Raw genomic sequence first — 25,996 nt, 5'->3', positions numbered from 1 at the left:
CAGCCATTTTTTTCTCCACGAATAATGCATGGCGGGTTGCGCGACCGGTGCATGAATGCTGATGGGGATTTCAATCAAAAAACGCACCCGCAGAACAAAGGTGAAAAATCAATTAAAACAGCACCTTGTGATTTAATGTGGTTTTTATTTACACCTTTTTAAGGTCCTTAATACATGAAGAATAGTATCGTTCAGAGTGACGGCTAATCATGGGGATCAGGAACGGGTATGGGGTTTGCGGTGCTGGTCGGATGAGATTGGCAGGGTCGGTACGTTTTATCACCATTTTTGCCTATTTTTCTGTCATAAAAACGTCATGATAAGGCAGTTATTGGCTTAACTATCAGCTATTTTTGCCCTTTCTTGCAATCGTTGATGGCTTTAATTAATTGGCGACAAGCCGCATAAACACTGGCTCTAGGATATTTTTTTTAAAAAAGCTCTTTTTTTTTATGGCTGAAATATTTCAATGGTAGCTATGGTGTTGGCCGCCATCTGGCATAATCCGCCGCAACTCATAAACAGGTTTGTTTTTATGTTTGAAATGTTTAGTGGTTTGGGTTTGTGGTGGTCAATCGGTTTGGTATTGGCCGTTTTTTTTGTGCTGGCCTATGAATTTATCAACGGCTTTCACGATACCGCCAACGCGGTAGCAACGGTTATCTATACCAAGGCGATGCCAGCTCACCTGGCGGTCGTCGCATCGGGGATCTTCAACTTTTTTGGCGTCATGTTCGGCGGTCTGGGGGTGGCCTATGCCATCGTCCATCTGCTGCCCATCGACCTGCTGCTTGGGATGGACTCCACCCAAGGGTTGATCATGGTCTTCTCCTTGCTGTTCTCCGCCATCGTGTGGAACTTGGGCACCTGGTTCTTCGGGATCCCGGCCTCCAGTTCACATACTTTGATCGGTTCCATTCTGGGGGTAGGCGGCGCCTATGCCTGGATCACCCATAAACCGGTGACCGAAGGGATCAACGTGGGCAAAGCGATCGACATCATGCTTTCCCTCATCATCTCTCCCACCATCGGTTTCATCATCGCGGCGCTGTTGCTGCTGGCGATGAAGCGCATCTGGACCAGCAACAAGATCCACAAAACGCCGGAAGAGCGTCAGCTGGTGGATGGCAAGAAACACCCGCCGTTCTGGGCGCGTCTTACCCTGGTGGCCTCGGCCATGGGCGTCAGCTTCGTGCACGGCTCCAACGATGGCCAGAAGGGCATCGGTCTGGTGATGCTGGTGCTGATCTGCATGGCGCCAGCCTATTTCGCGCTGGACATGAACAGCCGCTCTTATGACCTGGACCGGACCCAGGATGCCAACGAGCGCATCATGGAGATCTACCAGCGCAACCAGCCTGCCCTCTCTGGCGTCATCAACTTCTCAGCACCGGCAACGGCCCAGGAAGAGCTGATGACCCACTGCTCCGCCGACGGCGTGCTGCAGGCGATGGCCACCCTGGATGCCCGTCTGGGTGCCGTGCGTACTTATGATCAGATGGGCCTGACCGACCGCCGCGAAGTGCGTCGTCTGCTGCTCTGTATCGATGACACCGCCCGTAAGGCTGCCAAACTGCCGCTGCCCGCCAAGGAGCTGACCGATCTGGCCAAATGGCGCAAGGATCTGACCGCGACCGCTGAATACGCACCGACCTGGGTGATCGTCTCCATCGCGCTGGCGCTCGGTTGTGGCACCATGGTGGGCTGGCGTCGTATCGTCCATACCGTGGGCGAGAAGATCGGCTCCACCGGCATGACCTACAGCCAGGGCATTGCGGCCCAGATCACGGCGGCAACCTCCATCGGGGTCGCCAGTTTGACCGGTATGCCGGTGTCCACCACCCACATCCTCTCCTCTGCGGTGGCGGGTACCATGGTAGCCAACAAATCCGGCCTGCAGAGCCAGACCATCAAGACCATCCTGATGGCCTGGGTATTGACCCTGCCGCTGACCATGCTGCTCTCCGGCGGCCTGTTCATCGTCAGCCACCATCTGTTTGGTTGATCTGTCGCGCTCATAACGCGCATCGCAATGCCAATGCCGCCCGCTCGAAAGAGCGGGCGGCATTTTTATATGCGAAATAGATAGTGACTCGTGGGTGCAAGAATAGGGTACGCAGAGATGGCTGGGGCGAGTCAGAAATCCCAGCCGGGCTGTGCTTGCGGTTCGCTGGGGGCGCCTTCCTGTGCCTTGCGGCGGGCAGCGTCAACTCGGGCTTTGCGGTTGCGACACAGACGCATTACATCCTGTTGCTGGGCGGGGGTCATGGCGAGCCAGTTGAAACGCTCTTCGCGATTGCGCAGGCACCCCTTGCAGTAGCCTTTGTTGTTCACTTCGCAGACCCCGATACAGGGGCTTTGCAGCGGGAATATTTCGAGCTGTTCCATCCATCACCTCGCACATCCTGTCACCTTGTTATAACCCGGCGGATCCCATTTCGAGAAACCTTGCGTCACGTGGTTGATGTCGTTTGCTTTCCCCCTGCAAATTTGGCATCTTCCCCGCCGAACATAACCCTTGGTGTTATATGAGGACATATGAATAAACACGCTTACTGGCTGACCGCCGCAGTACTGGGTCTGGCTGGTTGTGCAGGCAATGCTGAGAAAGCAAACGTGCCAAAAAAACAGACCGGCGACAAATGCTTTCTCAACTGTACGCTGCCGGAGAATCTGGGGAAGCAGTATCTTGACGGAACCTTGCCGGACGATCTGGTGAGGGTCGCGCGGGTCAATAGCCGTAAGCCGTCCGATTTCAGCAAATTCAGTCAGCAGAGCCGCATCGTGCTGCAGCGCTCCAGCCGCATGGCGAGCCGCTATGGTGAGCTCTATCAGCAGCTCTCTCGCTGGGTTGCCGGTGGTGGGGATCCCGCTAATATCACTCGTTACGGCATCAGCCTGGCTCAGTTGGGTGGCGCCGATCGCATGGGCAACGTGCTGTTTACCGGTTACTACTCGCCGGTGCTGGAGGTGCGCCACCGTCCGGATGCCAAGTATAAATACCCCCTCTACGCGATGCCAAACTGCGGTGGCCGTTGCCCCAGCCGGGCCCAGATCCATCAAGGTGCGTTGGCCAACCGCGGGCTGGAGCTGGGCTACAGCAAGTCTCTTATCGACAACTTTTTGATGGATGTGCAGGGCTCGGGCTTTGTCCACTACGGGGATGATAATCGGCTGCAATATCTGGGTTACAGCGGTAAAAACGGTCACGGTTACGTGAGTATTGGTCGGGTGCTGATCGATCGCGGTGAAGTGCCCAAAGAACAAATGTCGATGAAGGCTATCAAGGAGTGGGCCAACCGTCAGCCGGAGGAGAGCGTTAAGGAGTTGGTGGAGCAGAACCCTTCCTATGTTTTCTTCGAGCGTCGCCCCACTAATGATGTGATCGGTGCTGCCGGTATCCCGCTGCTGCCGCTGGCAGCCGTTGCGGCTGACAAGACCCTGTTGCCGATGGGCACGCCGATCCTCGCCGAAGTCCCTTTGCTTGACACAGAGGGCAACTGGACCGGCAAGCACCAGTTGCGGCTATTGATTGCGCTGGATGTGGGCGGGGCAGTGAAGAAGGGCCACCTCGATCTCTATCACGGCATGGGCGAGAAGGCCGGTGTCGCGGCCGGTCACTACAAGCATTTTGGCCGGGTTTGGAAATTGGGCCTGCAGCACGGGCCGACCGCGGCGCCTTGGCTGTAACCTGGTGATGGGCGCCACACAGGGCGCCCTGAAAAGCACACAAATGAGAAAATAAAAAACCGCCAGCTGGCGGTTTTTCTTATGCGGTGGGCCCTACTTCAGGGCCTTCTTCAGCTTCTTGATCTTGCCTTCATGCTTGGCAATCTTCTCAAGACGAGCGGCGATCTTCTTCTTGATCTCTTTCTTGCTTGCTTTGGCCATCGGTGGCGCTCCTTTGCAGTGGTGACACGCAAGGTGTCAGTGTGGTCTTTCCTTCAACGTCCCAACGTGCCACAGGGCTTCTTTGTGAACCAGCACTCTGTTGCTTTAATAGCCAGCTCGCTATGGCTGCAAGGGGCTGAGCCAGCGCAGCAGTTGCTGGCCAACCTGCGGGCTGCCGAGCAGGGCCATATGGCTGGTGCGATAGACAATCAGGGTATGGGCGGGCAGAAAGGCCAGCTGATGGCGCGCCTCGCTGTGCTGGCCGAGGGCGCTGCGTAGCGGCACCAGCCCATCGCCAATCAGCCGGTCGGCCAGCAGGCTGCGCTTGGCGGCGGTCGTCGCGGCGATGGCATAGCAGTTGACGCCGCCGGGCAAGGGGAGTGGCGCGCGGGGATCCTGTGAGGGCACGGCGGGATCGGGCGGTGCGACGGCATCGATCACCTTGCCGTGGCGCAGATCCTTGATGCCTGCACTGCGCAGCCGTGCCAGTCTGACGAAGGGTTCGCTGTAGGCTGTGGCGGGCAGCAGTTGCTCCAGCCAGTGCCCGGCATGTTCGAGCGGCGCACCGTGGTGTGGCGTGCCAAGAAAGATCTGGTTGGCAAGGTGCGCAGGCCAGCTGAGCCCGGCCAGTCTGGCATGGTGGCAGGCGCTGCGGGCAACCAGTCCTCCCATGCTGTAGCCCAGCACGTTGATCTCGTGAAGTTGTCCCGGCCAGTGGGCGAGCAGCTGCTCCAGCAACAGGGCAAGTTGCTGCCCGTTCTGTGCAATGGGCAGGCCCGAGTTGTAGCGCAAGTAAAGAGGCTGATAGCCAAGTGCGGCGGCAAGTTGCTCCCCGTGATTGACCGGTTTGCCTTGATGCTCGGTCTGCCACTGCAGATCGTTCATGCAGAGGCCATGCACCATCAACAGCACCCGTCCCTCGCGGGGTAGATCCTCCGGCATTGCCTGCCAATCGAGGGGCTTGCCTTGATAGCGCAGCGTCATGGGAGTGGCGAGGGCATTGTGGTGCTCGACCAGCTTGTCCCCCAACACGCCGTTGAGGGTGGCGATAAGGGCCGCACGCTTCGGGGTTTCGGGGATCTGGTGGGGTGGCGGTGTGGCTGGCAGGCGGCTGAGCAGATGGCTGATACCGCTGCCCAGGGTGTTGGCGGCGCCATGCACTCCCTTGTAGACCAGCCCGGTGATGCCGGCTGTTTTTCCCTCATCCCGACCCTTGAGCCCCATACCGCTCAGTACCGCCTGGTGTACCGCTTCGGTGATCTCTACCGCGGCGGGCAGCGCCAGGGTCAGCAGGTGCACCAGCTCGCGGATATCCGATAGATGCCAGGAAGAGGATGGCGATGGGTCTGTGGCGTCGGTCATGGCAAGCCCTTGTGAAAGCGGGTATCGCGTTGTCGTGCCGCGAAGAGCGCAGTGTATCTCTATATCAAACCAGCTTGCGCCGTTTGTGGCGGGTTTACCAGTATCGGGCCGGGCAAGGTTGGGCTGATGAGAACCGCTTGCGAAGCCGGTCACGGTAATGACAGGGAAAATCACCTCTACTTCGTCATATGAAGCTGCATGGGAGGTGAGGATGTCGCTGTTTGATGAAGTCCGGGTACAGGCGCTGTGTGCACGGTTGCTCGATAGCCAGAACGAAAAGGGCTGCTCGCTTGAGAGTCAGCATGGTCGCAAGCTGAAGGAGCTGTTGCAGGCTGTTGGCGGGATCAGGCCGGTTGGACGTGGCGCTCTTTATGTGCTGACCGAGACTGGGCGGACTTATCTCGCTGGGCAATTGGCGCAGGTGGTGCCCCCCGAACCGGACAAGCGTGAACAACTACAAAGCCTGGGCGTGAGTTTGCCAACACGGCTCAATCAGGCCAGCTTTCATGCCCTCTGGCATGGGGACAGTAAGCATTCGCGCTCAGGATGCCTTGCAGAGCCACTGCTTGCGGATCTGACGCTCACGCAAGATGAGGTGATCCGCCTGCGTACCCTCGAACCGCTGTCACTGGTCGATCTGCACGGCCAGCAGCACGATATGACGGCGGTGATAGCGCTGCTGGGCGAATTGGCGTTGCCGGAGCGGGCATTGGCAACCCTTGTGGCCATCAGCTGGCAAGGTGCGCGGGTTATTACGGTGGAGAACAAGGGGGCCTTTGTCGACTACCCGCTGCAACCCGGGCAACTGCTGCTCTTTACTCCCGGTCGCAATACCACCCTGGCCAAACAGTTGATCCCGCTGTTGCCTGCGGGTGTGCAGTGGGCCCATTTTGGCGATCTCGATCAACGGGGTATCGATATTGCCGTCGAGCTGGGGCGCGAGCTACAGCGTCCTGTCATGCTCTGGCTTCCCTGTGTGCTGCAACCTTATCTTGATCACTACGCCCGCCCGGTACGCACGTTTGCGGCAGACAGTGGCAAGGTGCCCTGGCGATCGACCGCGTGGATGGATGAGAAGGGGATGAGGGGCTCGCTGCCCTGGCTTGATGAGTTGATGTCCAACGGTGCTTGGCTGGAACAGGAGGTGTTGCTTCGGGCCGTATGCTGGCAGTGCTGGCCATTGGTCGTTGCGGGCAGTTGAAAGGGCAGCGGCTAACACCGCTGCCTTCTTGATCACCAGATAGGCTGGGTCAGGTAGGGGTTGCTTACCTTCTCGCGGCCAAAGGTGGAGCTGGGGCCGTGGCCCGGGATAAAGACGATTTCGTCGCCCAGCGGCAGCAGGGTCTCGGTGATCGACTTGATCAGCGTGCCGTGATCGCCACGAGGAAAGTCGGTGCGGCCGATGCTGCCGGCAAACAGCACGTCGCCAACCCAGGCGAGCTGTTCGGCTTGGGAGAGCAGCACGATATGGCCCGGGGTGTGGCCGGGGCAGAAGTAGACATCCAGCTCGCACTGGCCAAGCTGTACCTTGTCACCCTGCTCAAGCCAGCGATCCGGCGTGAACGCGGGGGTATGGGCGAAGCCGAACATCTGGCTCTGCTGGGGCAGCATGTCGAGCCAGAAGGCGTCCTCCTTGTGGGGGCCTGTAATGGCGACGCCAGTTTTTTCCCGCAGCTCGGCGGCGGCACCCACATGATCCAGATGACCGTGGGTCAGCAGGATGTGGGTCAGGGTCAGGCCGCGTTTGGCGATGGCGGCCAGCAGTTTGTCCGCTTCGCCGCCCGGATCGATCAGGGCCGCCTGATGGGTCTCGTCACACCAGATGAGGGAGCAGTTCTGGGCGAACTGGGTGACCGGGATCACCTCGAATTTCAACATGTGAGGTCCTATAGATGAGTTAGTTGTGATCGCTAGGTAAGGAAAGAAAAACTCCAGCAGCTATAACGGCACAAAAAGCAACTTTAATCAGAAAAATGAAACTTACAGTAGGACAGAAAAGCCATATCGTGAGTGGTAATGTAGCAATGACAATGAGCACAAATGCTCTTACACCATCAGTGATAAAAGGCAATCTTAGTACGGCCTGCATTATTCCTGCTGAGCATACAGAGGCCATGCCAAGAACAATCAGAGTTAGAAAACCTAATTCAGGGAAAATGATTAGCATGGCAAGAGGAAATATTGCATGGAGAATTAAAAGGCATAGCTGAACGCTCTTTGTCATACAAGCATTTCTCCTCAATCTACATTCTGCATGCTATTCATCTTCCGAATCTTTAGGTTTTACTCTGCTGCTCGGCGAAATAGTCGAGGCAGGCCTGCTTGTCACCGCGAAACACGATGCGCTCCTGCTTGTTGCCAAGCTGATAGAGATACATGGGGTCGTAGTAGCGGGTCAGCAGCAAGGTGATCCAGGCCAGATGCAGCGCGGTATCGCCGCTCTTTTCCTGCTCGGTGAGGGCGGTTTGCATCAGGGCATCCAGCTCGCGGTGGGCCTGATCGCCGAGACGGCGCTTGAGACGGGCCAACGCATCGGTGAGATAGGCGGCAAACAGCGGCCAACCGGCTTCCTGGCCATACATGGCTTGATAGCGCAGCCAGAGATCGTGCACGTAATCTTCACGGATCTGCTCGGCGCGATCGATTTGCGGAACGTCCACCACCACCAGCGGTGCCTGACTCATGGCCTCATGGAGGGAGAGGGGCAGGCAGCAGCGGCCGATCAAGCGACTCTCATCTTCGACCACGAAGGCATGCTCGCCCTGATGGCGGCGCTTGAGCAGCTCGATGGCGAGGCTGTTTTCAAAGTTGATGTTGCTGGGCTGGCCGCCGGGCAGCTGACCAAACGACGAGCCCCTGTGATGGGCATGCCCCTCCAGATCCACCGCCTGGGTCACCTGATCGAGCATATGGGTCTTGCCGGAGCCGGTCATGCCGGTCAGCACGCTCCAGCGACACTCGGCAGAGGCCTTGTCCTGGGTGTCGATCAGAAAACGGCGCAGCTCCTTGTAGCCACCGGCGACGCGGGGGCGAGTCACTCCCGCATCAGCCAGCCACTGTTGTACGGTTTGCGAGCGCAGGCCGCCGCGAAAGCAGTAGAGCACGGCATCGGGCTGCTGGCGCAACTGCGCCAGCCAGCCTTCGAGTCGCTCGGCACGTACTGCTCCCCCCACCAGCTTGTGTCCAAGCTCAATGGCGGCGGCCTGACCCTGCTTCTTGAAGCAGGTCCCCACCTGGGCGCGCTCATCGTCAGTCATCAAGGGCAGATTGGTCGAGCAGGGGAAGGCCCCCTCCTTGAACTCGATGGGGGCGCGCACATCAATCAACGGCACATCGTCCAAAAAGAGTTGGGCGTAGTCCGTGGCCAGTGGCAATTCACTCATTGGACAATCTCGATAAAGCGGGCGCCCTCAAGGGGCTTGATCTGACCGATGGGTGAGAGCGCAAGGCCAGCGTCTTGCGCGATGGCGAGCAGCTCGGCTTCGCTCTCTTTACCCACGGCGACCAGCAGGCCGCCGCTGGTTTGCGGGTCGCACATGATGTTGCGGGTGCGATCGTCCATGGCATCGAGCTTGTGGCCGTAGGAGTCGTGGTTGCGCAGGGTCCCGCCCGGTACGCAGCCCTCACTCAGGTAGTAATCCACCTCGTCCAGCAGCGGCAGCGCCTTGAAGTCGAGGCGGGCGCTGACGCCAGAGCCTTCACACATCTCCAGCAGATGGCCAGCCAGACCAAAACCGGTGACGTCGGTCATGGCGTGCACATCCGGCAGCTCGGCAAAGCGCTGGCCGATCTTGTTGAGGGTGCACATGGCGTTGGGGGCCAGTTGCTCGTGTTCCGGCTTGAGCTTGCCCTTCTTCTGGGCGGTGGTGAGGATGCCGATACCGAGGGGCTTGGTCAGATAGAGGGTATCACCCACCTTGGCGGTGTCGTTCTGCTTGATGGCGTCAAGGGGCACGATACCGGTCACCGCGAGGCCGAAGATGGGCTCGGGAGCGTCGATACTGTGGCCACCGGCCAGCGAAATCCCCGCTTCATGGCACACCTGACGACCGCCGTCGATCACCTGCTGGGCCACTTCGGCGGGCAGGGTATTGATGGGCCAGCCGAGGATGGCGATGGCAACGATAGGCTTGCCGCCCATGGCGTAGATATCGCTGATGGCGTTGGTGGCGGCGATGCGGCCAAAGGTGAAGGGGTCATCGACGATAGGCATGAAGAAGTCGGTGGTGGAGACAATGCCCTGACCGTTGCCGATATCGACCACGGCCGCGTCATCCTTGCTGCTGTTGCCAACGATCAGGGTCGGGTCGTTGAAGCCCGGGATCTGGCTCTTGAGAATGGTGTCGAGCACCTTGGGAGAGATTTTGCAGCCACAGCCAGCGCCGTGGCTGTATTGGGTCAGACGAATGGAAGACATACTTACCCCTTTTATTTGCAAACAGAGCAGAGGCTCTGTGGAGCCGTCTTGGTCAATGGGCGGCCTTGTAGACAGAAAGACAAGAAGCCGCAAATATGGGTGGCCTCGGTGCCAACAGGGGCAGCGATGACTGGCAGTGATGGATGACCGCCAGGCCGGACGGGGAAGAAAAGGGCGACCAGGTGCGCCAGCGCAGCCCCGCCAAGGGCCACAGGACGGGGCATTATGCCACATTTGCCGCTTGGGGTTCGAACAGGAATTGATATAACAGCAGCGAATTGCCCGTACGTGCGTGTCATCGGTCTGGAACCGCCGCGCACTGATTGATTGCAGTACAGATGCAGCCAAGCGTGCGTCAAAGAGCGCAACAGCGCGTGCAACCGCAGCGCCATCAGGAGGAGTGCTTAGTGACCACCACATTTTTGGTTAACCACCCCATCACCACGGCGCAGTTTGCGGCGTTGTTGGCGCAGACCTCGCTCGGGGCGAGACGGCCGCTGGATCATCCGGCCACCCTGCAGGGCATGCTGGATCACGCTAATTTGCTGATCACCGCCTGGCAGGGCGAGACCCTGGTCGGGGTGGCCCGCTCGGTGACCGATTTTCATTTTTGTTGCTACCTCTCGGATCTGGCGGTGGCCGAGTCGGTGCAGGGGCAGGGGATTGGCAAAGCGCTTATTCGCGAGACATTTTTGCAATTGCAGCCGGGCTGCAAGCTGATCCTGCTGGCTGCGCCGCAGGCGGTGGCGTACTACCCCAAGCTCGGATTTAACCAGCACCCGAGCGCCTGGGTGATGAACAGTCTGAATGAGCTGGTGCTGGATGAGCTGGCATAAGACTGTTCAGCTCATCCAGACCGGGCGGGGTTAACTTATCCGGCTTGCGCCATCGCCCGTTGTCATGACTTGCCAACGTGGGGTAGGGGCCGCTCAGCAGCAGGGAAGAGTAGGACAAGGGCTGCGGAGAACACACAGAGAGGAATAATGGGGCGGGTGGGAGCTAGGATCAGGTCTATACGCGCGCAACAAAACAATCAGGCCCGCAAGGGGCCTGATTGATCACAAGGGAAGATGACGGCCGATCAGCGGGCGCGCACTGCCAGACCCTTGAGGTAGAAACCTTCCGGATAGGCGGTACCGATGGGGTGATCGGAGGCCTGGGAGAGCAGCTCCAGGATCTGGGCATCGCGACCGGCATCGAGTGCCGCATCGGCCACGATCTTCTGGAACAGGCTCTGCTCCATCAGGCCAGAGCAGGAGTAGGTCAGCAGCACGCCACCCGGCGCCAGCAGCTGGAACGCCAGCATGTTGATGTCCTTGTAGCCGCGGCAGGCACCCAGTAGCTGGGCCTTGCTCTCGGCGAACTTGGGCGGATCCAGCACGATGACGTCGAACTTCTCGCCCTTCTCGCGGTATTCACGCAGCAGCTTGAACACGTCGTGACGGATAAACTGGGTGTTGCTGGTATCCAGCCCGTTCAGCTCGGCATTCTGGCGGGCGATATCCAGCGCATTCTGGGAGAGATCGACGTTGACCAACTCTTTGGCACCGCCCTTGAGGGCATAGACGCCAAAACCACCGGTATAGCTGAAGCAGTTAAGCACCCGCTTGCCTTCAGTGTACTTGGCGGCCGCCTGACGATTGTCACGCTGATCCAGATAGAAACCGGTTTTGTGGCCGTTGCGAATATCCACCAGGATCTTCACGCCGTTCTCTTCGATCACCACCGGCTCGTTCGGCGTCTCGCCATAGATGACGCCGGTGCGCTCTTTCAGCCCTTCCTTCTTGCGTACCGCCACGTCGGAGCGCTCATAGATGCTGCACTCTGGGTAGAGGGTACGCAGCGCCTGGGTGATCAGCTCGCGCTGGAACTCGGCACCGGCAGAGAGGATCTGGCACACCAGAAAATCGGCATAACGGTCGATGGTCAGACCCGGCAGGCCGTCGGATTCGGCTGCGCACAGGCGATAGCCGGTGAGACCCTGACGCTTGATCAGCGGATCGCGGGACTCCTGCGCATATTTGAGGCGACGGATAAAGAAGTCGAGATCGACGGTCTCATCCTTGTCGAAGGTCCAGACCCTGGCACGGATCTGGGAGCTGCCTGACCAGGCGCCACGGGCGAGCCACTTGCCATCGTTGGCATAGATCTCGACGGTATCGCCGTCAACGGGGTTGCCTTCAACCCGCTCAATCCCCTTGGAGAAGATCCAGGGGTGACGGCGCAGCAGGGATTTTTCGCGGCCTTTGACGAGATAGATGAAAACGCTCATGGGTGTTTGCCGATGGTAGAAAGAAAAGGGGCCACATTCTATGTGGCCCGCAGGTAAAACTCAAACAACCCTGTGTAATGGATAGGGTTGCCCTGTTCTGGCGCCTCATATGGTCAGAGCTTAATCCCCTTGAGAGCCTGAGACAGCTCGCTGGCGGTGGCTTTCAGCCCCTGAGTGCCAGCTACCGAGGCGCTGGCTGTCTCTTCTACCTGCGCCGCTTCATGGCGCACCTGATCGAGATTGTGGGTGATCTCGGCGGCGACCGAGCTTTGCTCCTCGCTGGCGGTGGCAATCTGGGTACTCATCTCCAGCACCGCATCGCTGTGGTTGCTCAGCTTTTCGATATCGAGCCCCACCTCGCTGATGAGTTGCTGGCTGTTGGCGGCGCGCCCTACGGTTTTCTCCATAATCTCGTTGAGGGCGCCGGTACCGGTCTGCAGCTCTTCGATCATCAGCTGGATCTCCACTGTCGCCTGCTGGGTACGACTGGCGAGGGTACGCACCTCATCCGCTACCACCGCAAAGCCGCGACCCTGCTCACCGGCCCGGGCCGCTTCGATGGCGGCGTTGAGGGCCAGCAGGTTGGTCTGCTGGGAGATGGCGTTGATGACGTTGACCACTTCGTTGATCCGGTTGGCGTTGTGGGTGAGCCGCTCGACTGCGCCGGAGGCGTTGCCAATCTCATCGGCCAGGGTGCGGATCGCCTCGATGGTACGGGCTACCCGGTTGGCACCATTGGCGGCCTCTTCGCTCGACTGGCGGGTCTGCTGCAGGGTGTCGTTGGCATTGCGCGCCACTTCGCGGATCGCCGCCGACATCTGCTCCATGGCGGTGGCCAATGAATCCATGTGCTGGCGCTGCGAGCGCGCCATGGTCTCGCCTTCGCGGGCATGGTCACGAAACTCGTCGGCGGCCATGGTCAGCGCTTCGGCAGACTCCTCCACCAGTTTGACGATCTGGTGCTGGCGGTCGGTAAAGCGGTCGATGCTGCCCGCCAGGGTGGAGAACTCGTCCCGCACCGGGAAGAAGTTGAGACGGAAGGTGAGATCTCCGTCCGCCACTGTTTGCAGCGCCTTGTTGGTGGAGTAAAGCGCACCGGAGACAAAGGTCATCAGGTAGTGGATCACCAGCGCCATCAGGGCGGCCAGTGCGCCGATCAGGAGCAGGGTTGAGCTTTGGCCGTCCCACATGGAGAGGTTGCCGGTATCGAGATCGCCGGTGACGTAGCCCGCCTGACCTGCTGGCGCGGTAAACAGGTAGCGATTGCCCTGCTGCTGCACCCCGCTGCTGCCTTGCCGGGTCAGACGCAGATCAGCAGGCAACACCAGAGTGGGCTGCTGGCTAACCAGCTGCGCCGTGGTCTCGACTCGCTGCTGCAACTGCGCAACCCGCAAGGTGATCTCCTGTTGATGGCTGGCCGCCAGCATATACCAGCTGAGAAAGGCGATGATAAAGAGGGGTAACCAGAATGCGATATGGAATTTTTCACTGATGGTGAGGTGAATGAGATAGCGGTCAACCCAGCGGAATTTAACTTCTTTCATAATGGAGCTGCATCCTGCAGAAGAGGGAGTGTCACACTCATTATCGTCTCAGGAATTTTTTTCTTAAGCAGAAGGTGTGAGAAATGGGAGAGCAATCGTTTGTCATTCGGGTGTGGGGACAGGTGCAAGGGGTCGGATTTCGCTACTTCACCCGCGAGCGAGCCTTGCAACTGGGGCTGCGCGGTCATGCCTACAACCTGGAGGATGGGTCGGTGGAGATCCTGATCAGCGGCCCCGCGCAGGGGGTGCAGATGATGCTGGGCTGGCTGGAGCATGGCCCACGCACCGCCAGAGTGACCCGCATGGAGTATGAAGAGGCGCTGCCGCCCAGCGGTCAGGGCTTTCACACCAACTGACGCGGCGGGAATGAGATGGACGCTGACAAGGAAGGTCTATTGCTGACTTAGACAAAGGGCTGGGTCTCCCGTTATCAGGTGGCGGTGCGCCCCTTAGCCGTACGGGCTGATGGCCGCGTTGGCAATGACATGCGAGCGGACATTCATAAGCGTGACCAACCGCAGCATCGGATAAGGTGTCTGCCGGTTGGTTGAGGTGTTAACCGAGCCGAAATGCGCTCTGAGTTCAGGCATATCCTAAGTTCGGAACAGGGCCCCATCGATGGCAAAGACCTGTAAACCAGTGCCACGGGTCTTCCGGATAACGTCCAAACAAGGCTGCAGTGGCACGAATCCATTCGTCGGAAATATGCTCGGCAAAAAATGCCAGCCTAGCCAGCATGTCGCCAGATGCCTCAACAACATCGTTCAGGTCGTTTGCAATAGACATAAAAAATCCGGAACCAGTGATTGGTTCCGGATTGTCTTATAGCAGAAGGATCGGTCAATGGATCCTTAACTGATCAGGATAGGGCCGTGCTATTTAACCCCTTACTGACTGCGCTGTTGGCACAAAAATAGCGTTGTGATCCGAATGGTGATCATTTTCGGTCGCGGTGTGGACCGGAGCACGATGACCACTGTAGCTCATGGTCACGTTGGCCGGAGCCAGGTTCGGGGTCTTCTGGATCACGCCGTTGATGGCGGTGGCGTGGTTGATGCCCTCCACAACATTATAAGTTGCATGCGGTTTTGGCATCGGAGCCTGGGCACGACCACCGAATACAAGATGGGGAGCTTCAGGCAGCACCTTGACTTCCTGATGCGGGACCATATGCGGTACGGCTTGCGGAACCATATGTGGAACGGCCTGCGGCGCCAGTGTCGGCACAGCGTGCGGAGCCAGGTTCGGGGTCTTCTGGATCACGCCGTTGATGGCGGTGGCGTGGTTGATGCCCTCCACAACATTATAAGTTGCATGCGGTTTTGGCATCGGAGCCTGGGCACGACCACCGAATACAAGATGGGGACCTTCAGGCAGCACCTTGACTTCCTGATGCGGGACCATATGCGGTACGGCTTGCGGAACCATATGTGGAACGGCCTGCGGCGCCAGTGTCGGCACAGCGTGCGGAGCCAGGTTCGGGGTCTTCTGGATCACGCCGTTGATGGCGGTGGCGTGGTTGATGCCCTCCACAACATTATATGTTGCATGCGGTTTTGGCATCGGAGCCTGGGCACGACCACCAAATACGAGATGGGGTGCTTCAGGCAGCACCTTGACTTCCTGATGCGGGACCATATGCGGTACGGCTTGCGGAACCATATGTGGAACGGCCTGCGGCGCCAGTGTCGGCACAGCCTGCGGAGCCAGGTTCGGGGTCTTCTGGATCACGCCGTTGATGGCGGTGGCGTGATTGATACCCTCTACGGTGTTGTAAGTGGCCACCGGTTGTTGGGCCGGTACAGGAGAACGGGCACCGAACATGGCGTGCGGTGGTTCAGGCAGCACTTTTACTTCCAGATGCGGCGCGATGTGCGGTACGGCGTATTGAACCGGGCGCGGAGACTCATAGGGGTGAGCAACCGGGTGGGCAATCGGCGCTTGACCGAGTTCAGCCAGGGTCTTGGGAGCGACCATCGGCTGCGGAGCGACAACGTCAGCTTTCAGCTGCGGCGCAATGTGCGGTGTGGCGTGCTCAACCGGGCGCGGAGACTCATAGGGGTGAGCAACCGGGTGGGCAATCGGCGCTTGACCGAGTTCAGCCAGGGTCTTGGGAGCGACCATCGGCTGCGGAGCGACAACGTCAGCTTTCAGCTGCGGCGCAATGTGCGGTGTGGCGTGCTCAACCGGACGCGGAGACTCATAGGGGTGAGCAACCGGGTGGGCAATCGGTGCTTGACCGAGTTCAGCCAGGGTCTTGGGAGCGACCATCGGCTGCGGAGCGACAACGTCAGCTTTCAGCTGCGGCGCAATGTGCGGTGTGGCGTGCTCAACCGGGCGCGGAGACTCATAGGGATGAGCAACCGGGTGGGCAATCGGCGCTTGACCGAGTTCAGCCAGGGTCTTGGGAGCGACCATCGGCTGCGGAGCGACAACGTCAGCTTTCAGCTGCGGCGCAATGTGCGGTGTGGCGTGCTCAACCGGGCGCGGAGACTCATAGGGATGAGCAACCGGGTGAGCAATCGGCGCTTGACCGAGTTCAGCCAGGGTCTTGGGAGCGACCATCGGCTGCGGAGCGACAACGTCAGTTTTCAGCTGCGGGACGGCATACGAGGCAGCCTGTTGCTTCGGTTGTTCGGGTTGTGGCTGCGGTGTGTCGTAAGTGTTGGGGACAGGAGTGCCAGCCAGTGCAGCTTCAATGGCCGCAGAGTGTGCCAAGCGATCTTTCTTGGCTTTGGCATTGTATTTTGCCTGCTCAAGAGCCTGTTGTGCTTGCGCAATTTCGGCAATGGTACGAGCATCGTGTGCTCCACCTGTACCTGCCATCCGATCCAGCGCTTTTTGCAAACGTGTGGTGGAGGTATGATTCATATCCATTTCATCAATGGCATCGCGAATTTCACCGACAGCAGCCATGCGCTCGCTAACATTATGTTCGGTAGCGGTATAACGGCCATCACCATGATCACGGCCAAGCGCTTCGCGTACGGCGTGATCAACAGCGGCTTCGCCAATATGGTCTACAGCACGACTATAACCGGCATAACCTCCAAACGCTTTTTTACCATCATGAGCTTCTCTGGAATTCACATCATGAGCAAAAGCCGAAGAGGCTGTACCAGAAAGAACAACCAAAATTGATGCAGCAACAACTGAATACTTCATATATCGATGTCGACCTATAAGTGATTCGGAGATCAGAGCCCTTTCCCAGTTCAACCCTATAGATAGGAAATAGGAAACAAGGCCCACCACCACATCGCTGGCTGCGATGTGATGGTCGTCACACTATCAGTGAAGATGGCTGGCAAAACGTTAAATAGAGTTATTAAAAATTATTAAAAGTCAGTAATAGCAAGGCTGTGATGGGATTTGTCGCGTTCAGGGCACCCTGATACGGCTGTAGCAATCAGTAGTGAAAAAGTGGTTGAAAGGTTCAATTTGACCGTGGTATGCACAATCCAACTAGTCGATTTTGTGCATGCGGCGCCGTTGTGGTCGTGGCAGGGGTGGTAGGGAGGGCCTCAACTCAGTCCTTTGGGGGTGGCTCATTTGATTGGCGACTAACGATATTGCATAAACTGGACTGAGTTCTCTTCCTCCCAGGGCGGGAGCATACTTCGCGGATTATTTAGCCAAAGAATCACTGCGCCCGATAATCGTTATTCCAACCTGCTCTTTTTAGCTTGCCCAGCATGGAGGCGAGATTAGATCACAGACGATTTGCGCGTTCAAATTTCATTAACAACGTGCGATCCCGCCCTGACTCAGGATCACCTTGCCATCGTATTTTTTGCTGATCTTGTTCAGCGCGACAATTACCTGTGGATTGTTCATCATCCGTCAGTCTCACCCCAGCCAGTGGCCATCGTGTTGAAAGAGGGCCGCATTCTATGCAGCCGACACATGAAATCAAAGGCTTGTTGGCCCGAATTAGCCGCAACTGCTCAGGAAAAACGGCTACGAATAGCAGGCCAAATCGCTATAATGTGCCACCTGATTTGGTCGTTTTCGATATTGGATAGTCAATTGAGTAATAAAATGCGTATTGGCGGCTCCCTTGAGCAGTCTCTGAACCAGGGCTACCGCCTTGATCTGAAAGGGGTCATCCAGGAGGGATGGCAACAGACCCGCCGTACCGGATTTGGCCTGCTGCTGGCGATTGTCGGGGTGACGGCGATCTGGATCCTGCTCAGCAATGTGCTGCTGTTGCCCTATCTGGGGGATGATAACCAGATGAATGTGGCCGTGGTGCTGAGCCTGCTGATGACGGTGGTGATGGCCCCCATGACCAGCGCCCTCGATATGCTGGGGTTGCAGCAGTCGGTCGGGGTGCGCGCCCGGGCAAACCAGGTATTCGACTTCTTCCGCCACTTTGTGCGCCTCGGCATGTTGAGCCTGCTTGGCAGTCTGCTTACCAGCCTGTTTGGCCCGCTGTTCGATCTGCTGGGGTTGCCTGCGGTGCTCTCTTTCATTCCCTCGGCCCTGATCGGCATGGGGCTGCTCTTTACTGTACCGCTGGTGCTGGAGCGCGGCCTGACGCCGCCCCAGGCCATTTTGGTTTCTCTCAAGCTCTTTGCGCGCGGTTGGCCCAGCATTGTGCTGTTCCACGGCGTGATGACCGCGCTCTTCTTCCTGGCGCTGATCCCGATGGGGTTGGGGCTTATCTGGGTGGCACCGCTCTATTTCAACTGCAAGGGGATCCTCTATCGGGATCTCTGCGGGGTGGCAGTAGAGGTTAACGAGGTGCCAGAAGGCCCCAACCATTTCAATGCATGATGCAAAAGGATGTTGAATGACCCGTCGATATGGAGTGGCCAAGGCTGTGCACCAGAGCGTGCTGGCCAGTCTCTTGCTGCCAGGGCTGGCGTTGGCTGAGCCGGTGCTGGATCTGCAATACAGCACCTTCTACAGCCAGATGAAGACCTTTGCCAAAGGGGAGTTTGGTCACGCCAGACTGGGGTTTTATCTGACCGATCCGCAAAATGGTCAGCGCTGCGGCCTCACCTTTGCTCGGGTTGCAACCGACAGCAAGGAGGTCGCTGGCGAGGTAACGGTCGATAGTGAGCTGCGCCTGCCTTTTGATGAGGATCTCAACCTCGACAAGGGAATTGTGACCGTCGGCCTGAAAGAGAAGCACGCCACTTGCGATATGACGGTACAGGTGATGGCCGATGCGCCGAACGGGCCCGAACTGCCGCTGGCGGAGTTGGCGGCGCGTCAGCAGCAGATGCAGTCGCTGCTCGACAAGATGGCGGGCATGGTCGGCAAGCACTTCCTGCCGAAGATGGAAGGGGTGCGCGTTACTCTGGTGCAGCAGAGCGGCACTGCTTATCTGATTGATGGCACCCGTCAGGAGGCGCTGCCCTGGCAGGAAGGCCACCTGCTGCTGAGCAATGAGCAGTTGGCTGCGTTCGCCGCGGGGCAACTGCGCCTGCAGGGTGACGTGTTGCGGTTGACCCCCTGGCTGCACAAGGGATGAGGCCGGCAGCACTGTCACTTCAATGACAGGTAGATCATGAAAGCAAAAAGGAGCGTTCATCGCTCCTTTTTCTTGCATGGCGTTTGCCCTGTGACGGCGGCTTAGCGCACTTCAATCACATCCAGCATGTCCATCTCGTCGATGTCCAGCAGCGGCGCCTTTGGCATCTCGGGCGGATCAAACGCCTTGTCGCCGCCATCGATGATGCCGGAGTCGCGGTTGATGCTCTTGAAGTCAAACAGCTTGTGGTCGAGCAGGTGGCTCGGGATCACGTCCTGAATGGCGGTGAACATGGTTTCGATACGACCGGGAAAGCGGCGATCCCAATCCTGCATCATCTGCTTGATGGCCTGACGCTGCAGGTTCTCCTGTGAGCCGCACAGGTTGCACGGAATGATGGGGAAGGCTTTGACCTCGGCGTAGCGGATCAGATCCTTCTCTTTGCAGTAAGCCAGCGGGCGGATCACCACGTTCTTGCCATCGTCGCTCACCAGCTTGGGCGGCATGGACTTGAGCTTGCCACCGTAGAACATGTTGAGGAACAGGGTCTCGAGAATGTCATCGCGGTGGTGGCCAAGGGCAATCTTGGTGCAACCCAGCTCCTGGGCGGTGCGGTAGAGAATACCGCGGCGCAGCCGTGAGCAGAGGGAGCAGGTGGTTTTGCCTTCCGGTACCTTCTCCTTGACGATGGAGTAGGTATCCTCTTCGACAATTTTGTACTCGATGCCGAGGGAATCCAGATACTCGGGCAGCACATGCTCGGGGAAACCGGGTTGCTTCTGATCCAGGTTGACGGCAACCAGATCGAAATGGATGGGGGCGCTGGCTTTGAGGCTCATCAGTATGTCGAGCATACCGAAGCTGTCCTTGCCGCCGGAGAGGCAGACCATGACCTTGTCGCCCTCTTCAATCATGTTGAAGTCGGCAATGGCCTGACCCACGTTGCGCCGCAGGCGCTTCTGCAGTTTGTTAAAACTGTATTTTTCTTTGGCGTTCAGCTCTTCTAGCATGCTCGTAAAACCCGGGACACAAATAAGCGCGTTATTATAGCCATGTCCCGGGGGAGGGCAAGGTGCCAGGCACCTTATGATTGATTGCGACGACTGTCGACCGGGCAGCTGTAGTCGGCCGGTTTGAGGATCAGAATGTCGCAGGAGAGGCGGTCAATCACATGTTCGGCGGTATTGCCGAGCAAAGCAGCAGAAAGCCCGGTACGCCCAACGCAGCCCATGATCATCAGGGTCGCCTTGAGCTCTTCGGCCATATCCGGCAGCACTTCTTCCGGTAGCCCTTCAGCAACCCGGGTCCAGAGATGACCAATCCCGAACTTGTCGGCATGGCTGAGCAGCAGACTTTCGTGGTGTTTACGAATAGCCTCGTTGTAGGCGTTGGGGTCAAACTCCGGCAGCTCGATGGCCACATTGACCGGGGTGCCCGGGTAGGTGTTGACCAGATAGAGGTTTGAGCCCAGCAGCTCGGCGATATCGCTCCCCTCCTGAGTGATCCGTTCGTTGAGCAGTTTCTGATCCGGATCGTCGCTTGAGCAGTTGATGGCAGCGATGATGTTGCCGCCCCGTTGCCAGTGACCCTCTTTGACCAGCAGCACCGGACAGGGGCATTTGCGCAGCAGGTGCCAGTCGGTGGGGGTAAAGATGAAGGTTTGCAGGAAGCTGTGATGGTGAGTGGCCTTGACCACCAGATCGTGGCGCTGCTCCAGCACCTGCTGGATCACGCATTCGAAGGGGCGATTGTGCCAGACTACCTTGACTTCGCACTCGATCCCCTGTGCCCGATAGGGGGTCAGGATCTCGTCCAGCCACTCACGTCGCTGTGAAATGACGCCGTCGCGCATCTCTTGCCGCTCATCCACCGAGAGCATGGCGGTCATTTCATACGAGAAGTCATAGATGGTGAGCAGCAGGGTCAGATGGGCGTGTTCGTCCAGCTCGGCGACTTTGACTGCCCGTTCGAGGGCGATTTGACGCTCCTCTTCTGGATTGATAACCACCAGAATATTCTGATATTTGACCATCTTCTCCTCCTTGGAAACGACCAATGACTGCAGAATGTTAGCCATTACAGCTTAGCGCAGGAGGAGGGAGGCGGAAACGTACCGGATCACATTCCAGAGGAAAGGATCCGGCTGGGAACGCAGGAGAAAAGCGGGAGGGTAAGCGGAAAAATCAGCCACAGGGCGGGCGCGTGGCGCCGGCCATCATGCCCAGCGCGACCTGGTCAAGCACGGTAATGTATTTGCCTTTGACACTGATGAGACCGGACTTCTGAAAACGGCCGAGCAGACGACTGATGGTCTCGACGGTCAGCCCCAGATAGTTGCCGATATCGCCACGGGTCATGGAGAGGCGGAACTCCTTGGCGGAGAAGCCACGCTCGGAGAAACGTACCGACAGATTGTGCAGGAAGGCGGCAAGGCGCTCTTCGGCATTTTTCTTGGAGAGCAGCAGGATCATCTCCTGATCGCCCATGATTTCGTTGCTCATCAGACGCATGATCTGCTGACGCAACTTGGGCATTTTGCCGGAGAGATCATCGAGTATTTCAAACGGGATCTCGCACACCATAGCGGTTTCCAGCGCCTGGGCGAAGGAGGGGTGTGCCTGTTTGTGGATGGCATCGAAACCGACCAGATCGCCAGCGAGGTGGAACGCGGTGATCTGCTCGTCCCCTTGCTCGGTGATGGTGTAAGACTTGATGGTCCCGGAACGAATGGCATAGAGGGATTTGAACTCGTCGCCAGCCTTGAACAGTTCTTCACCCTTCTGGATCGGCTTTTTGCGCTCGATGATGCTGTCCAGCTGATCAAGCTCGTTGTCGTTCAGAGTGAAGGGAATACAGAGCTGACTGATGCTGCAATCCTGGCAATGAATTGCACAGCCACCGCTCTGGATACGTCTGCCAGGTTTCTTTTCCGGGATCATAGGCTCATACGAATAATTGATTTATATCAAACAAGTTTACCATTAACTCATCCGTTTTGGATAGGGTTTCAAAAGGAAGCAATGCCAATCCACAGGGTATGTACCCCGAACAAAATGAGCAGCAGGGCACCGCCAAGGCGTAAACTGCGCAGGGTGAGCCAGTATCTCAGGCGATCAGCGAGTCCCCCGAGCGCGAACAAGGTGGGCAGGGTGCCGAGACCAAAAAAGAGCATGATCAGCGCCCCGCCGCTGGCTGAACCCGCCGCCGCGCTCCAGGTCAGCATGGAGTAGACCAGCCCGCAGGGGAGCCAACCCCACACCATGCCAAAGGGCAGTGCCTGCAGCGGTGAGGTGAAGGGAAGAAACTTGCCAGCCAGCGGCTTGATACGGGGCCACAGCCTGGCGCCGAGTCGCTCCAGCAGCAAGATCCCTTGCCACCAGCCTGCCAGATAAAGGCCAAGCGCGATCATCAATAGCGCCGCCACGAGGCGCAAGCCGGCGATGGCGTGTTTGCCAGCGCCCAGCTCGCTGGTGGTCGCCAGCAGTCCCCCTGCCAAAGCGCCTGCAATGACATAGCTCAGGATCCGGCCGAGGTTGTAGTTGAGCAGATAAGCGAGTCGCCCCCAAAAGTGCTGCTTGTTGGCGGGGATCGCCATGGAGAGCGCGGCGGAGACGCCACCGCACATACCGATACAGTGGGCGGAGCCTGCCAGTCCGACCAGCAGGGCGCCGGCAAGATCAAGGCTGTGGGTCATTATCAGCAGGCTTTGCGGGTTTGTGGACAGGTTGCTCTTCGTCAAACAGGATGTTGGAACCTTGCCGGTCGAGATCTTCAAACTGCTCGGAGCGAATGGCCCAGAAGAAGACGACTCCAGCGATGATCACAAACAGGATGGCGATGGGGATCAGGACAAAAATTATATTCATGGGAGGTACCTTGGCATTCATCCTTGGCAGGCGTCCCCTATGGTAACCCTGTTCGGGCAGGGGGCCAGCCGCTATCAGTGAGAAATGTGGCCTGCATCGGAGGCAGGCCACATTTTCAGCTATTTTTCGCCACATTTCGCCACCAGTCTCATCGGTTGAGACGCATGGAGTTGGTCACCACGATAAGTGAACTGAGCGACATGCCCGCCGCCGCCAGATAAGGGGGCAGCCAGCCGCAGGCCGCCAGCGGCAGCACCAGCAGGTTGTAACCGATGGACCAGGCGAAGTTCTCGATGATGATCTTGCGGGTACGCATTGCCAGCACTCTGGCCTCGAGCAGCCGGCTCAGGTCATCGGCCAGCAGGATGGCATCGGCGCTGTTTTTCGCCAGATCGGTGCCACCGGCCATGGCGAACGAGGCGTGCGCCCCGGCCAGTACCGGGGCGTCGTTGATGCCATCGCCCACCATGATGCTGATATTCCCCTGGGCTTCACGGGTCTTGAGGTAGGCCAGCTTGCCATCGGGTGAAACCCCCTTGACCAGCTCATCCACACCCAGCTCGCGGGCAATCTCGTCTGCCTGCAGAGAGCTGTCGCCCGTGAGCACTGTGGTTTGCAGACCGGCCGCCTTGAATGCCGCGATCAACGCCTTGGCATCGGGGCGCAGGGTATCTTCCAGATTGAAACGGGCCAATACCTGCTGCTCGTTGGCCAGATAGATAGCCAGACCACGACCGTGTTCTTGCGCCGGATCCAGCCCAAGCCAGCGGGCACTGCCGATGCGATAGCGTACGCCATCCACCAGTGCCGTGATACCGTGACCGATGACCGGGGTGATCTCGCGGGCGGCTGGCAGCACAGTGATGCTGTCGGCGGGTAATCGGAAGGCGCGGGCAATGGGGTGTTCGGATTGCGCTTCCATTGCCCGAGCGATGGCGAGGCAGTGAGCCTCGTCAAGGTCGGCCAACGCCTGAGTCTGCGTCAGACTGATGTCACCTGTGGTCAGGGTGCCGGTCTTGTCCATCACGATCCGGTTGGCCTTGGTCAGTACGTCCAGCACATGACCGCGACGCAGCAGGATACCGTTGCGAGTCAGATTGGCGGTCGCCGAGGTCAGCGCCGTTGGGGTGGCCAGTGACAGGGCGCAGGGACAGGTGGCAACCAGCACGGCGAGGGTGACCCAGAACGCCTGATCCGGTTGATGGAAGTGCCAGAAGGTCCAGACCGCAGCGGCAATGATCAGTAGCACCAGAATAAAGTGGCGCGACAGCTGATCCGCCATCTGAGCGATGGCCGGTTTGTCATCGAGGGCGTGATCCTGCAGCCGCATGATCTGGGCGATCCGCGACTCTTCGATACGGTGGCTGACCCGGATCTGCAGCGGCGCATCCGTGTTGATGGTGCCGGCATAGACCTGATCGCCAGGCTGTTTGAGCAGGGGCAGCTGTTCGCCGGTCAGCATGGATTCGTTGAGGCTGGCTTGCCCTTCGACAATGATGCCGTCCGCCGGCAAGGTGGCGCCGGCCAGTACCCGTACCCGATCGCCGACCTGCAAGGTTTTGGCCGCGACCTCATGCTCCCCTTCATCATCGATACGGGTCGCCATGATGGGCACCAGCCGCGCCAGGTTGGAGCTTGATTCCGAGGCCTTGCGCCGGGCCCGCAACTCGAGAAAGCGCCCCAGCAGCAGGAAGAAGACGAACATGGTGATGGAGTCGTAATAGACCTCACCGGTATTGAAGACAGTCGCCCACATGGAGGCGACAAAGGCACCGATCAGCGCCAGTGACACCGACACATCCATCGACAGGTGGCCCTGTTTCAGGCTGCGCCAGGCACCCACGTAAAACGGCTGGGCCGAGTAGATCATGATGGGGGTGGAGAGCAGCAGGCTTATCCACTTGAAGTAGACCATGAACTCATCTTCAACGCTGATGAAGAGATCCATGTAGAGCGCCACGGCGCACATCATCACCTGCATCGAGCCGAGGCCTGCCAGTGCCAGCCGGAACATATAGCTGCGCACCTCTTTGGCGTAGAGGGCCTCCTGTTGATGGGTCTGGAACGGGTAGGCGCGATAGCCAATCTGGGCGAATCCCTTGAGGATGTCACTCAGGGAGAGCCGGTCCGGATCCCACTTGATGCGGGCCCGGTGGGTGGTGGTGTTGACGTTGATGTAGCGCAGGCCGCTTAAGGTCATCAGGTGGCGTTCAATCAGCCAGGCACAGGCGGCGCAGGTGAGCCCCTCGACCGTCAGCTGGATTTCGCGCGTTGTCTCGCGCCCAGTGCCACTTTCGGTGACAAACTCCTGCTGGATCTCGGCTAGGTCGTAGTGGGTAAGGGCGGCCAGCTCCTCGGGCACCAGCTCCCCCTTGGTGCCGGGGGCGGTGCGGTGATCGTAGTAACTGGCAAGACCGCACGTCATGATGGTTTCCGCTACCGCCTGACAACCGGGGCAGCACATGGGGCGAGCAATCCCCTTTATCTCGAGGGAATAGCCACTATTGGCGGGCACCTGCTCGCCACAGTGAAAGCAGGGGGTCATGATTTATGCTCCCCTGAATGCAGAATGCAGAATGCAAGCTGCGGGGGCGCTGGCGAGAACCGGCTCGCCACAGTGAGAACAGCCGGTCATGGCTTAGCGTCCTTTCGGGTCGAGTTCGACAGGGGCCTGGGTCGGTAACTGGACGGTCTCTTGCAATCGCCACTCGTGATCGAAAGCATCGACCCGAATGTGCCACTTGCCGACCAGCGGCTTGTCGAAATGGAGGCGATAGGTGCCGCTCGCATCGGCGGTGATCATGTGTTCGCTGTCCTGACCGGCCAAGGTCGGGTGGAACAATGAGAGATAGAGAGCTTGCCCGGCAGGAATGTCACCGCTGATGGGTTTGAGGGTCAGCTCGTTGCCGTCAACCTCCAGCCCAAAGCGGATATTGAGCGCTTCGGAGCGGTCAAACTTGCTCAAGTCCTGATTGATCTCTTTCCCTTGTTTGTAATAGTCCTCGGCCACCAGATTGACCCCATCCTTGCTGGCGATGATGGCGGTGGCGATGCTGCCGACAACGGCGGCAGTGGGGAGGGCGATGATAAACCAGGGCCAGAATTGGCGATGCCAGGGTTTGGATAGAGGTTGGGTCATGATTGCTACTGCCATGAAACGAA

23 protein-coding genes and 1 pseudogene are annotated in these 25,996 nt (G+C 58.6%); 7 read left to right on the top strand and 17 right to left on the bottom strand.

Translation table 11 applies throughout. The features are described 5' to 3' along the window. Nucleotides 1-535: 535 nt before the first annotated feature. The gene (locus tag NMD14_11515; GenBank protein XEI31422.1) at nt 536-2,005 is read left to right on the top strand and encodes an inorganic phosphate transporter; all 1,470 of its coding nucleotides are present in this window, start codon (nt 536-538) and stop codon (nt 2,003-2,005) included. A gap of 131 nt (nt 2,006-2,136) precedes the next feature. On the opposite strand, the gene NMD14_11510 is transcribed toward NMD14_11515, so the two are convergent. Next, nucleotides 2,137-2,388 (bottom strand): DUF1289 domain-containing protein, encoded by a 252-nt coding sequence (locus tag NMD14_11510; GenBank protein XEI31421.1) that lies wholly within the window; start codon nt 2,386-2,388, stop codon nt 2,137-2,139. 150 nt (nt 2,389-2,538) lie between these two features. Between NMD14_11510 and mltA the strand changes: the two genes are divergently transcribed. Continuing rightward, the gene (mltA, locus tag NMD14_11505) at nt 2,539-3,690 is read left to right on the top strand and encodes a murein transglycosylase A (GenBank protein ID XEI31420.1); all 1,152 of its coding nucleotides are present in this window, start codon (nt 2,539-2,541) and stop codon (nt 3,688-3,690) included. A 321-nt stretch (nt 3,691-4,011) separates the two neighbouring features. Here mltA and NMD14_11500 read toward each other — a convergent pair whose 3' ends face one another. Continuing rightward, nucleotides 4,012-5,253 (bottom strand): GPI inositol-deacylase, encoded by a 1,242-nt coding sequence (locus NMD14_11500; GenBank protein XEI31419.1) that lies wholly within the window; start codon nt 5,251-5,253, stop codon nt 4,012-4,014. A gap of 211 nt (nt 5,254-5,464) precedes the next feature. Here NMD14_11500 and NMD14_11495 point away from each other — a divergent pair, with 211 nt between their 5' ends. After that, nucleotides 5,465-6,454: a DUF2220 family protein gene (locus NMD14_11495; protein ID XEI31418.1), complete on the top strand. Its 990-nt coding sequence runs from the start codon at nt 5,465-5,467 to the stop codon at nt 6,452-6,454. 32 nt (nt 6,455-6,486) lie between these two features. Here the strand turns inward: NMD14_11495 and NMD14_11490 are convergent, their stop codons facing one another. The 4 genes from NMD14_11490 to selD are packed head-to-tail and all read right to left on the bottom strand — an operon-like array spanning nt 6,487 to nt 9,670. Beyond that, nucleotides 6,487-7,131, bottom strand: coding sequence for an MBL fold metallo-hydrolase (locus NMD14_11490; GenBank protein ID XEI31417.1), 645 nt, complete (start codon nt 7,129-7,131; stop codon nt 6,487-6,489). 19 nt (nt 7,132-7,150) lie between these two features. Continuing rightward, complete coding sequence (locus NMD14_11485) at nt 7,151-7,477, bottom strand: hypothetical protein (protein XEI31416.1); 327 nt, start codon at nt 7,475-7,477, stop codon at nt 7,151-7,153. Between the two features lie 52 nt (nt 7,478-7,529). Continuing rightward, nucleotides 7,530-8,636, bottom strand: a complete 1,107-nt coding sequence (mnmH, locus tag NMD14_11480; GenBank protein ID XEI31415.1) for a tRNA 2-selenouridine(34) synthase MnmH — start codon at nt 8,634-8,636, stop codon at nt 7,530-7,532. Further along, complete coding sequence (selD, locus tag NMD14_11475) at nt 8,633-9,670, bottom strand: selenide, water dikinase SelD (protein XEI31414.1); 1,038 nt, start codon at nt 9,668-9,670, stop codon at nt 8,633-8,635. Before selD ends, mnmH begins: the two co-directional genes overlap by 4 nt. 407 nt (nt 9,671-10,077) lie before the next feature. Here selD and NMD14_11470 point away from each other — a divergent pair, with 407 nt between their 5' ends. Further along, nucleotides 10,078-10,506: a GNAT family N-acetyltransferase gene (locus NMD14_11470; GenBank protein ID XEI31413.1), complete on the top strand. Its 429-nt coding sequence runs from the start codon at nt 10,078-10,080 to the stop codon at nt 10,504-10,506. A 245-nt stretch (nt 10,507-10,751) separates the two neighbouring features. Here NMD14_11470 and NMD14_11465 read toward each other — a convergent pair whose 3' ends face one another. Both NMD14_11465 and NMD14_11460 read right to left on the bottom strand, forming a co-directional pair. Further along, the gene (locus NMD14_11465; protein ID XEI31412.1) at nt 10,752-11,942 is read right to left on the bottom strand and encodes a class I SAM-dependent methyltransferase; all 1,191 of its coding nucleotides are present in this window, start codon (nt 11,940-11,942) and stop codon (nt 10,752-10,754) included. Nucleotides 11,943-12,055: 113 nt separating this feature from the next. Next, complete coding sequence (locus NMD14_11460) at nt 12,056-13,486, bottom strand: methyl-accepting chemotaxis protein (protein XEI31411.1); 1,431 nt, start codon at nt 13,484-13,486, stop codon at nt 12,056-12,058. Between the two features lie 83 nt (nt 13,487-13,569). Between NMD14_11460 and NMD14_11455 the strand changes: the two genes are divergently transcribed. Continuing rightward, a complete protein-coding gene (locus tag NMD14_11455) occupies nt 13,570-13,842 on the top strand; it encodes an acylphosphatase (protein XEI31410.1) in 273 nt (90 codons plus the stop codon). Nucleotides 13,843-13,941: 99 nt separating this feature from the next. On the opposite strand, the pseudogene NMD14_11450 reads toward NMD14_11455, so the two are convergent. Next, nucleotides 13,942-14,272: pseudogene (locus tag NMD14_11450) on the bottom strand (IS4 family transposase). Nucleotides 14,273-14,365: 93 nt separating this feature from the next. Continuing rightward, a complete protein-coding gene (locus tag NMD14_11445; protein ID XEI31409.1) occupies nt 14,366-16,738 on the bottom strand; it encodes a hypothetical protein in 2,373 nt (790 codons plus the stop codon). Between the two features lie 789 nt (nt 16,739-17,527). Between NMD14_11445 and NMD14_11440 the strand changes: the two genes are divergently transcribed. Next, complete coding sequence (locus NMD14_11440) at nt 17,528-18,265, top strand: hypothetical protein (protein ID XEI34754.1); 738 nt, start codon at nt 17,528-17,530, stop codon at nt 18,263-18,265. Between the two features lie 16 nt (nt 18,266-18,281). Next, on the top strand, nt 18,282-18,968 hold the full coding sequence (locus NMD14_11435) for a DUF2987 domain-containing protein (protein XEI31408.1): 687 nt from the start codon (nt 18,282-18,284) through the stop codon (nt 18,966-18,968). A 101-nt stretch (nt 18,969-19,069) separates the two neighbouring features. Here NMD14_11435 and ttcA read toward each other — a convergent pair whose 3' ends face one another. From ttcA to NMD14_11400, 7 genes are all read right to left on the bottom strand, one after another. Then, a complete protein-coding gene (gene ttcA / locus NMD14_11430) occupies nt 19,070-19,978 on the bottom strand; it encodes a tRNA 2-thiocytidine(32) synthetase TtcA (GenBank protein ID XEI31407.1) in 909 nt (302 codons plus the stop codon). 74 nt (nt 19,979-20,052) lie between these two features. Then, nucleotides 20,053-21,000: a universal stress protein UspE gene (gene uspE, locus NMD14_11425; protein XEI31406.1), complete on the bottom strand. Its 948-nt coding sequence runs from the start codon at nt 20,998-21,000 to the stop codon at nt 20,053-20,055. Between the two features lie 151 nt (nt 21,001-21,151). Further along, nucleotides 21,152-21,907, bottom strand: coding sequence for an FNR family transcription factor (locus NMD14_11420; protein ID XEI31405.1), 756 nt, complete (start codon nt 21,905-21,907; stop codon nt 21,152-21,154). Between the two features lie 68 nt (nt 21,908-21,975). Further along, nucleotides 21,976-22,662, bottom strand: a complete 687-nt coding sequence (locus NMD14_11415) for a sulfite exporter TauE/SafE family protein (GenBank protein XEI31404.1) — start codon at nt 22,660-22,662, stop codon at nt 21,976-21,978. Further along, nucleotides 22,646-22,834 (bottom strand): cbb3-type cytochrome oxidase assembly protein CcoS, encoded by a 189-nt coding sequence (ccoS, locus tag NMD14_11410; protein XEI31403.1) that lies wholly within the window; start codon nt 22,832-22,834, stop codon nt 22,646-22,648. The genes NMD14_11415 and ccoS overlap by 17 nt, the downstream gene beginning before the upstream one ends. A gap of 148 nt (nt 22,835-22,982) precedes the next feature. Beyond that, a complete protein-coding gene (locus NMD14_11405; protein ID XEI31402.1) occupies nt 22,983-25,379 on the bottom strand; it encodes a heavy metal translocating P-type ATPase in 2,397 nt (798 codons plus the stop codon). Between the two features lie 93 nt (nt 25,380-25,472). Continuing rightward, nucleotides 25,473-25,973, bottom strand: a complete 501-nt coding sequence (locus NMD14_11400; GenBank protein XEI31401.1) for a FixH family protein — start codon at nt 25,971-25,973, stop codon at nt 25,473-25,475. Nucleotides 25,974-25,996 lie beyond the last annotated feature (23 nt).

This window comes from Aeromonas veronii (assembly GCA_041319085.1).
Classification (GTDB): Bacteria; Pseudomonadota; Gammaproteobacteria; order Enterobacterales; family Aeromonadaceae; genus Aeromonas; species Aeromonas veronii_F.
The sequence above is the reverse complement of the archived record's forward strand: the minus strand, read 5'-3'. Positions and strand labels throughout refer to the sequence as shown.

Bases quoted from the DNA above. Each gene is read 5' to 3' on its own strand.
- NMD14_11515 (XEI31422.1), top strand. From the start codon at position 536: ATGTTTGAAATGTTTAGTGGTTTGGGTTTGTGGTGGTCAATCGGTTTG.
- NMD14_11510 (XEI31421.1), bottom strand. From the start codon at position 2,388: ATGGAACAGCTCGAAATATTCCCGCTGCAAAGCCCCTGTATCGGGGTC.
- mltA (XEI31420.1), top strand. From the start codon at position 2,539: ATGAATAAACACGCTTACTGGCTGACCGCCGCAGTACTGGGTCTGGCT.
- NMD14_11500 (XEI31419.1), bottom strand. From the start codon at position 5,253: ATGACCGACGCCACAGACCCATCGCCATCCTCTTCCTGGCATCTATCG.
- NMD14_11495 (XEI31418.1), top strand. From the start codon at position 5,465: ATGTCGCTGTTTGATGAAGTCCGGGTACAGGCGCTGTGTGCACGGTTG.
- NMD14_11490 (XEI31417.1), bottom strand. From the start codon at position 7,131: ATGTTGAAATTCGAGGTGATCCCGGTCACCCAGTTCGCCCAGAACTGC.
- NMD14_11485 (XEI31416.1), bottom strand. From the start codon at position 7,477: ATGACAAAGAGCGTTCAGCTATGCCTTTTAATTCTCCATGCAATATTT.
- mnmH (XEI31415.1), bottom strand. From the start codon at position 8,636: ATGAGTGAATTGCCACTGGCCACGGACTACGCCCAACTCTTTTTGGAC.
- selD (XEI31414.1), bottom strand. From the start codon at position 9,670: ATGTCTTCCATTCGTCTGACCCAATACAGCCACGGCGCTGGCTGTGGC.
- NMD14_11465 (XEI31412.1), bottom strand. From the start codon at position 11,942: ATGAGCGTTTTCATCTATCTCGTCAAAGGCCGCGAAAAATCCCTGCTG.
- NMD14_11460 (XEI31411.1), bottom strand. From the start codon at position 13,486: ATGAAAGAAGTTAAATTCCGCTGGGTTGACCGCTATCTCATTCACCTC.
- NMD14_11455 (XEI31410.1), top strand. From the start codon at position 13,570: ATGGGAGAGCAATCGTTTGTCATTCGGGTGTGGGGACAGGTGCAAGGG.
- NMD14_11440 (XEI34754.1), top strand. From the start codon at position 17,528: ATGCGTATTGGCGGCTCCCTTGAGCAGTCTCTGAACCAGGGCTACCGC.
- NMD14_11435 (XEI31408.1), top strand. From the start codon at position 18,282: ATGACCCGTCGATATGGAGTGGCCAAGGCTGTGCACCAGAGCGTGCTG.
- ttcA (XEI31407.1), bottom strand. From the start codon at position 19,978: ATGCTAGAAGAGCTGAACGCCAAAGAAAAATACAGTTTTAACAAACTG.
- uspE (XEI31406.1), bottom strand. From the start codon at position 21,000: ATGGTCAAATATCAGAATATTCTGGTGGTTATCAATCCAGAAGAGGAG.
- NMD14_11420 (XEI31405.1), bottom strand. From the start codon at position 21,907: ATGATCCCGGAAAAGAAACCTGGCAGACGTATCCAGAGCGGTGGCTGT.
- NMD14_11415 (XEI31404.1), bottom strand. From the start codon at position 22,662: ATGACCCACAGCCTTGATCTTGCCGGCGCCCTGCTGGTCGGACTGGCA.
- ccoS (XEI31403.1), bottom strand. From the start codon at position 22,834: ATGAATATAATTTTTGTCCTGATCCCCATCGCCATCCTGTTTGTGATC.
- NMD14_11405 (XEI31402.1), bottom strand. From the start codon at position 25,379: ATGACCCCCTGCTTTCACTGTGGCGAGCAGGTGCCCGCCAATAGTGGC.
- NMD14_11400 (XEI31401.1), bottom strand. From the start codon at position 25,973: ATGACCCAACCTCTATCCAAACCCTGGCATCGCCAATTCTGGCCCTGG.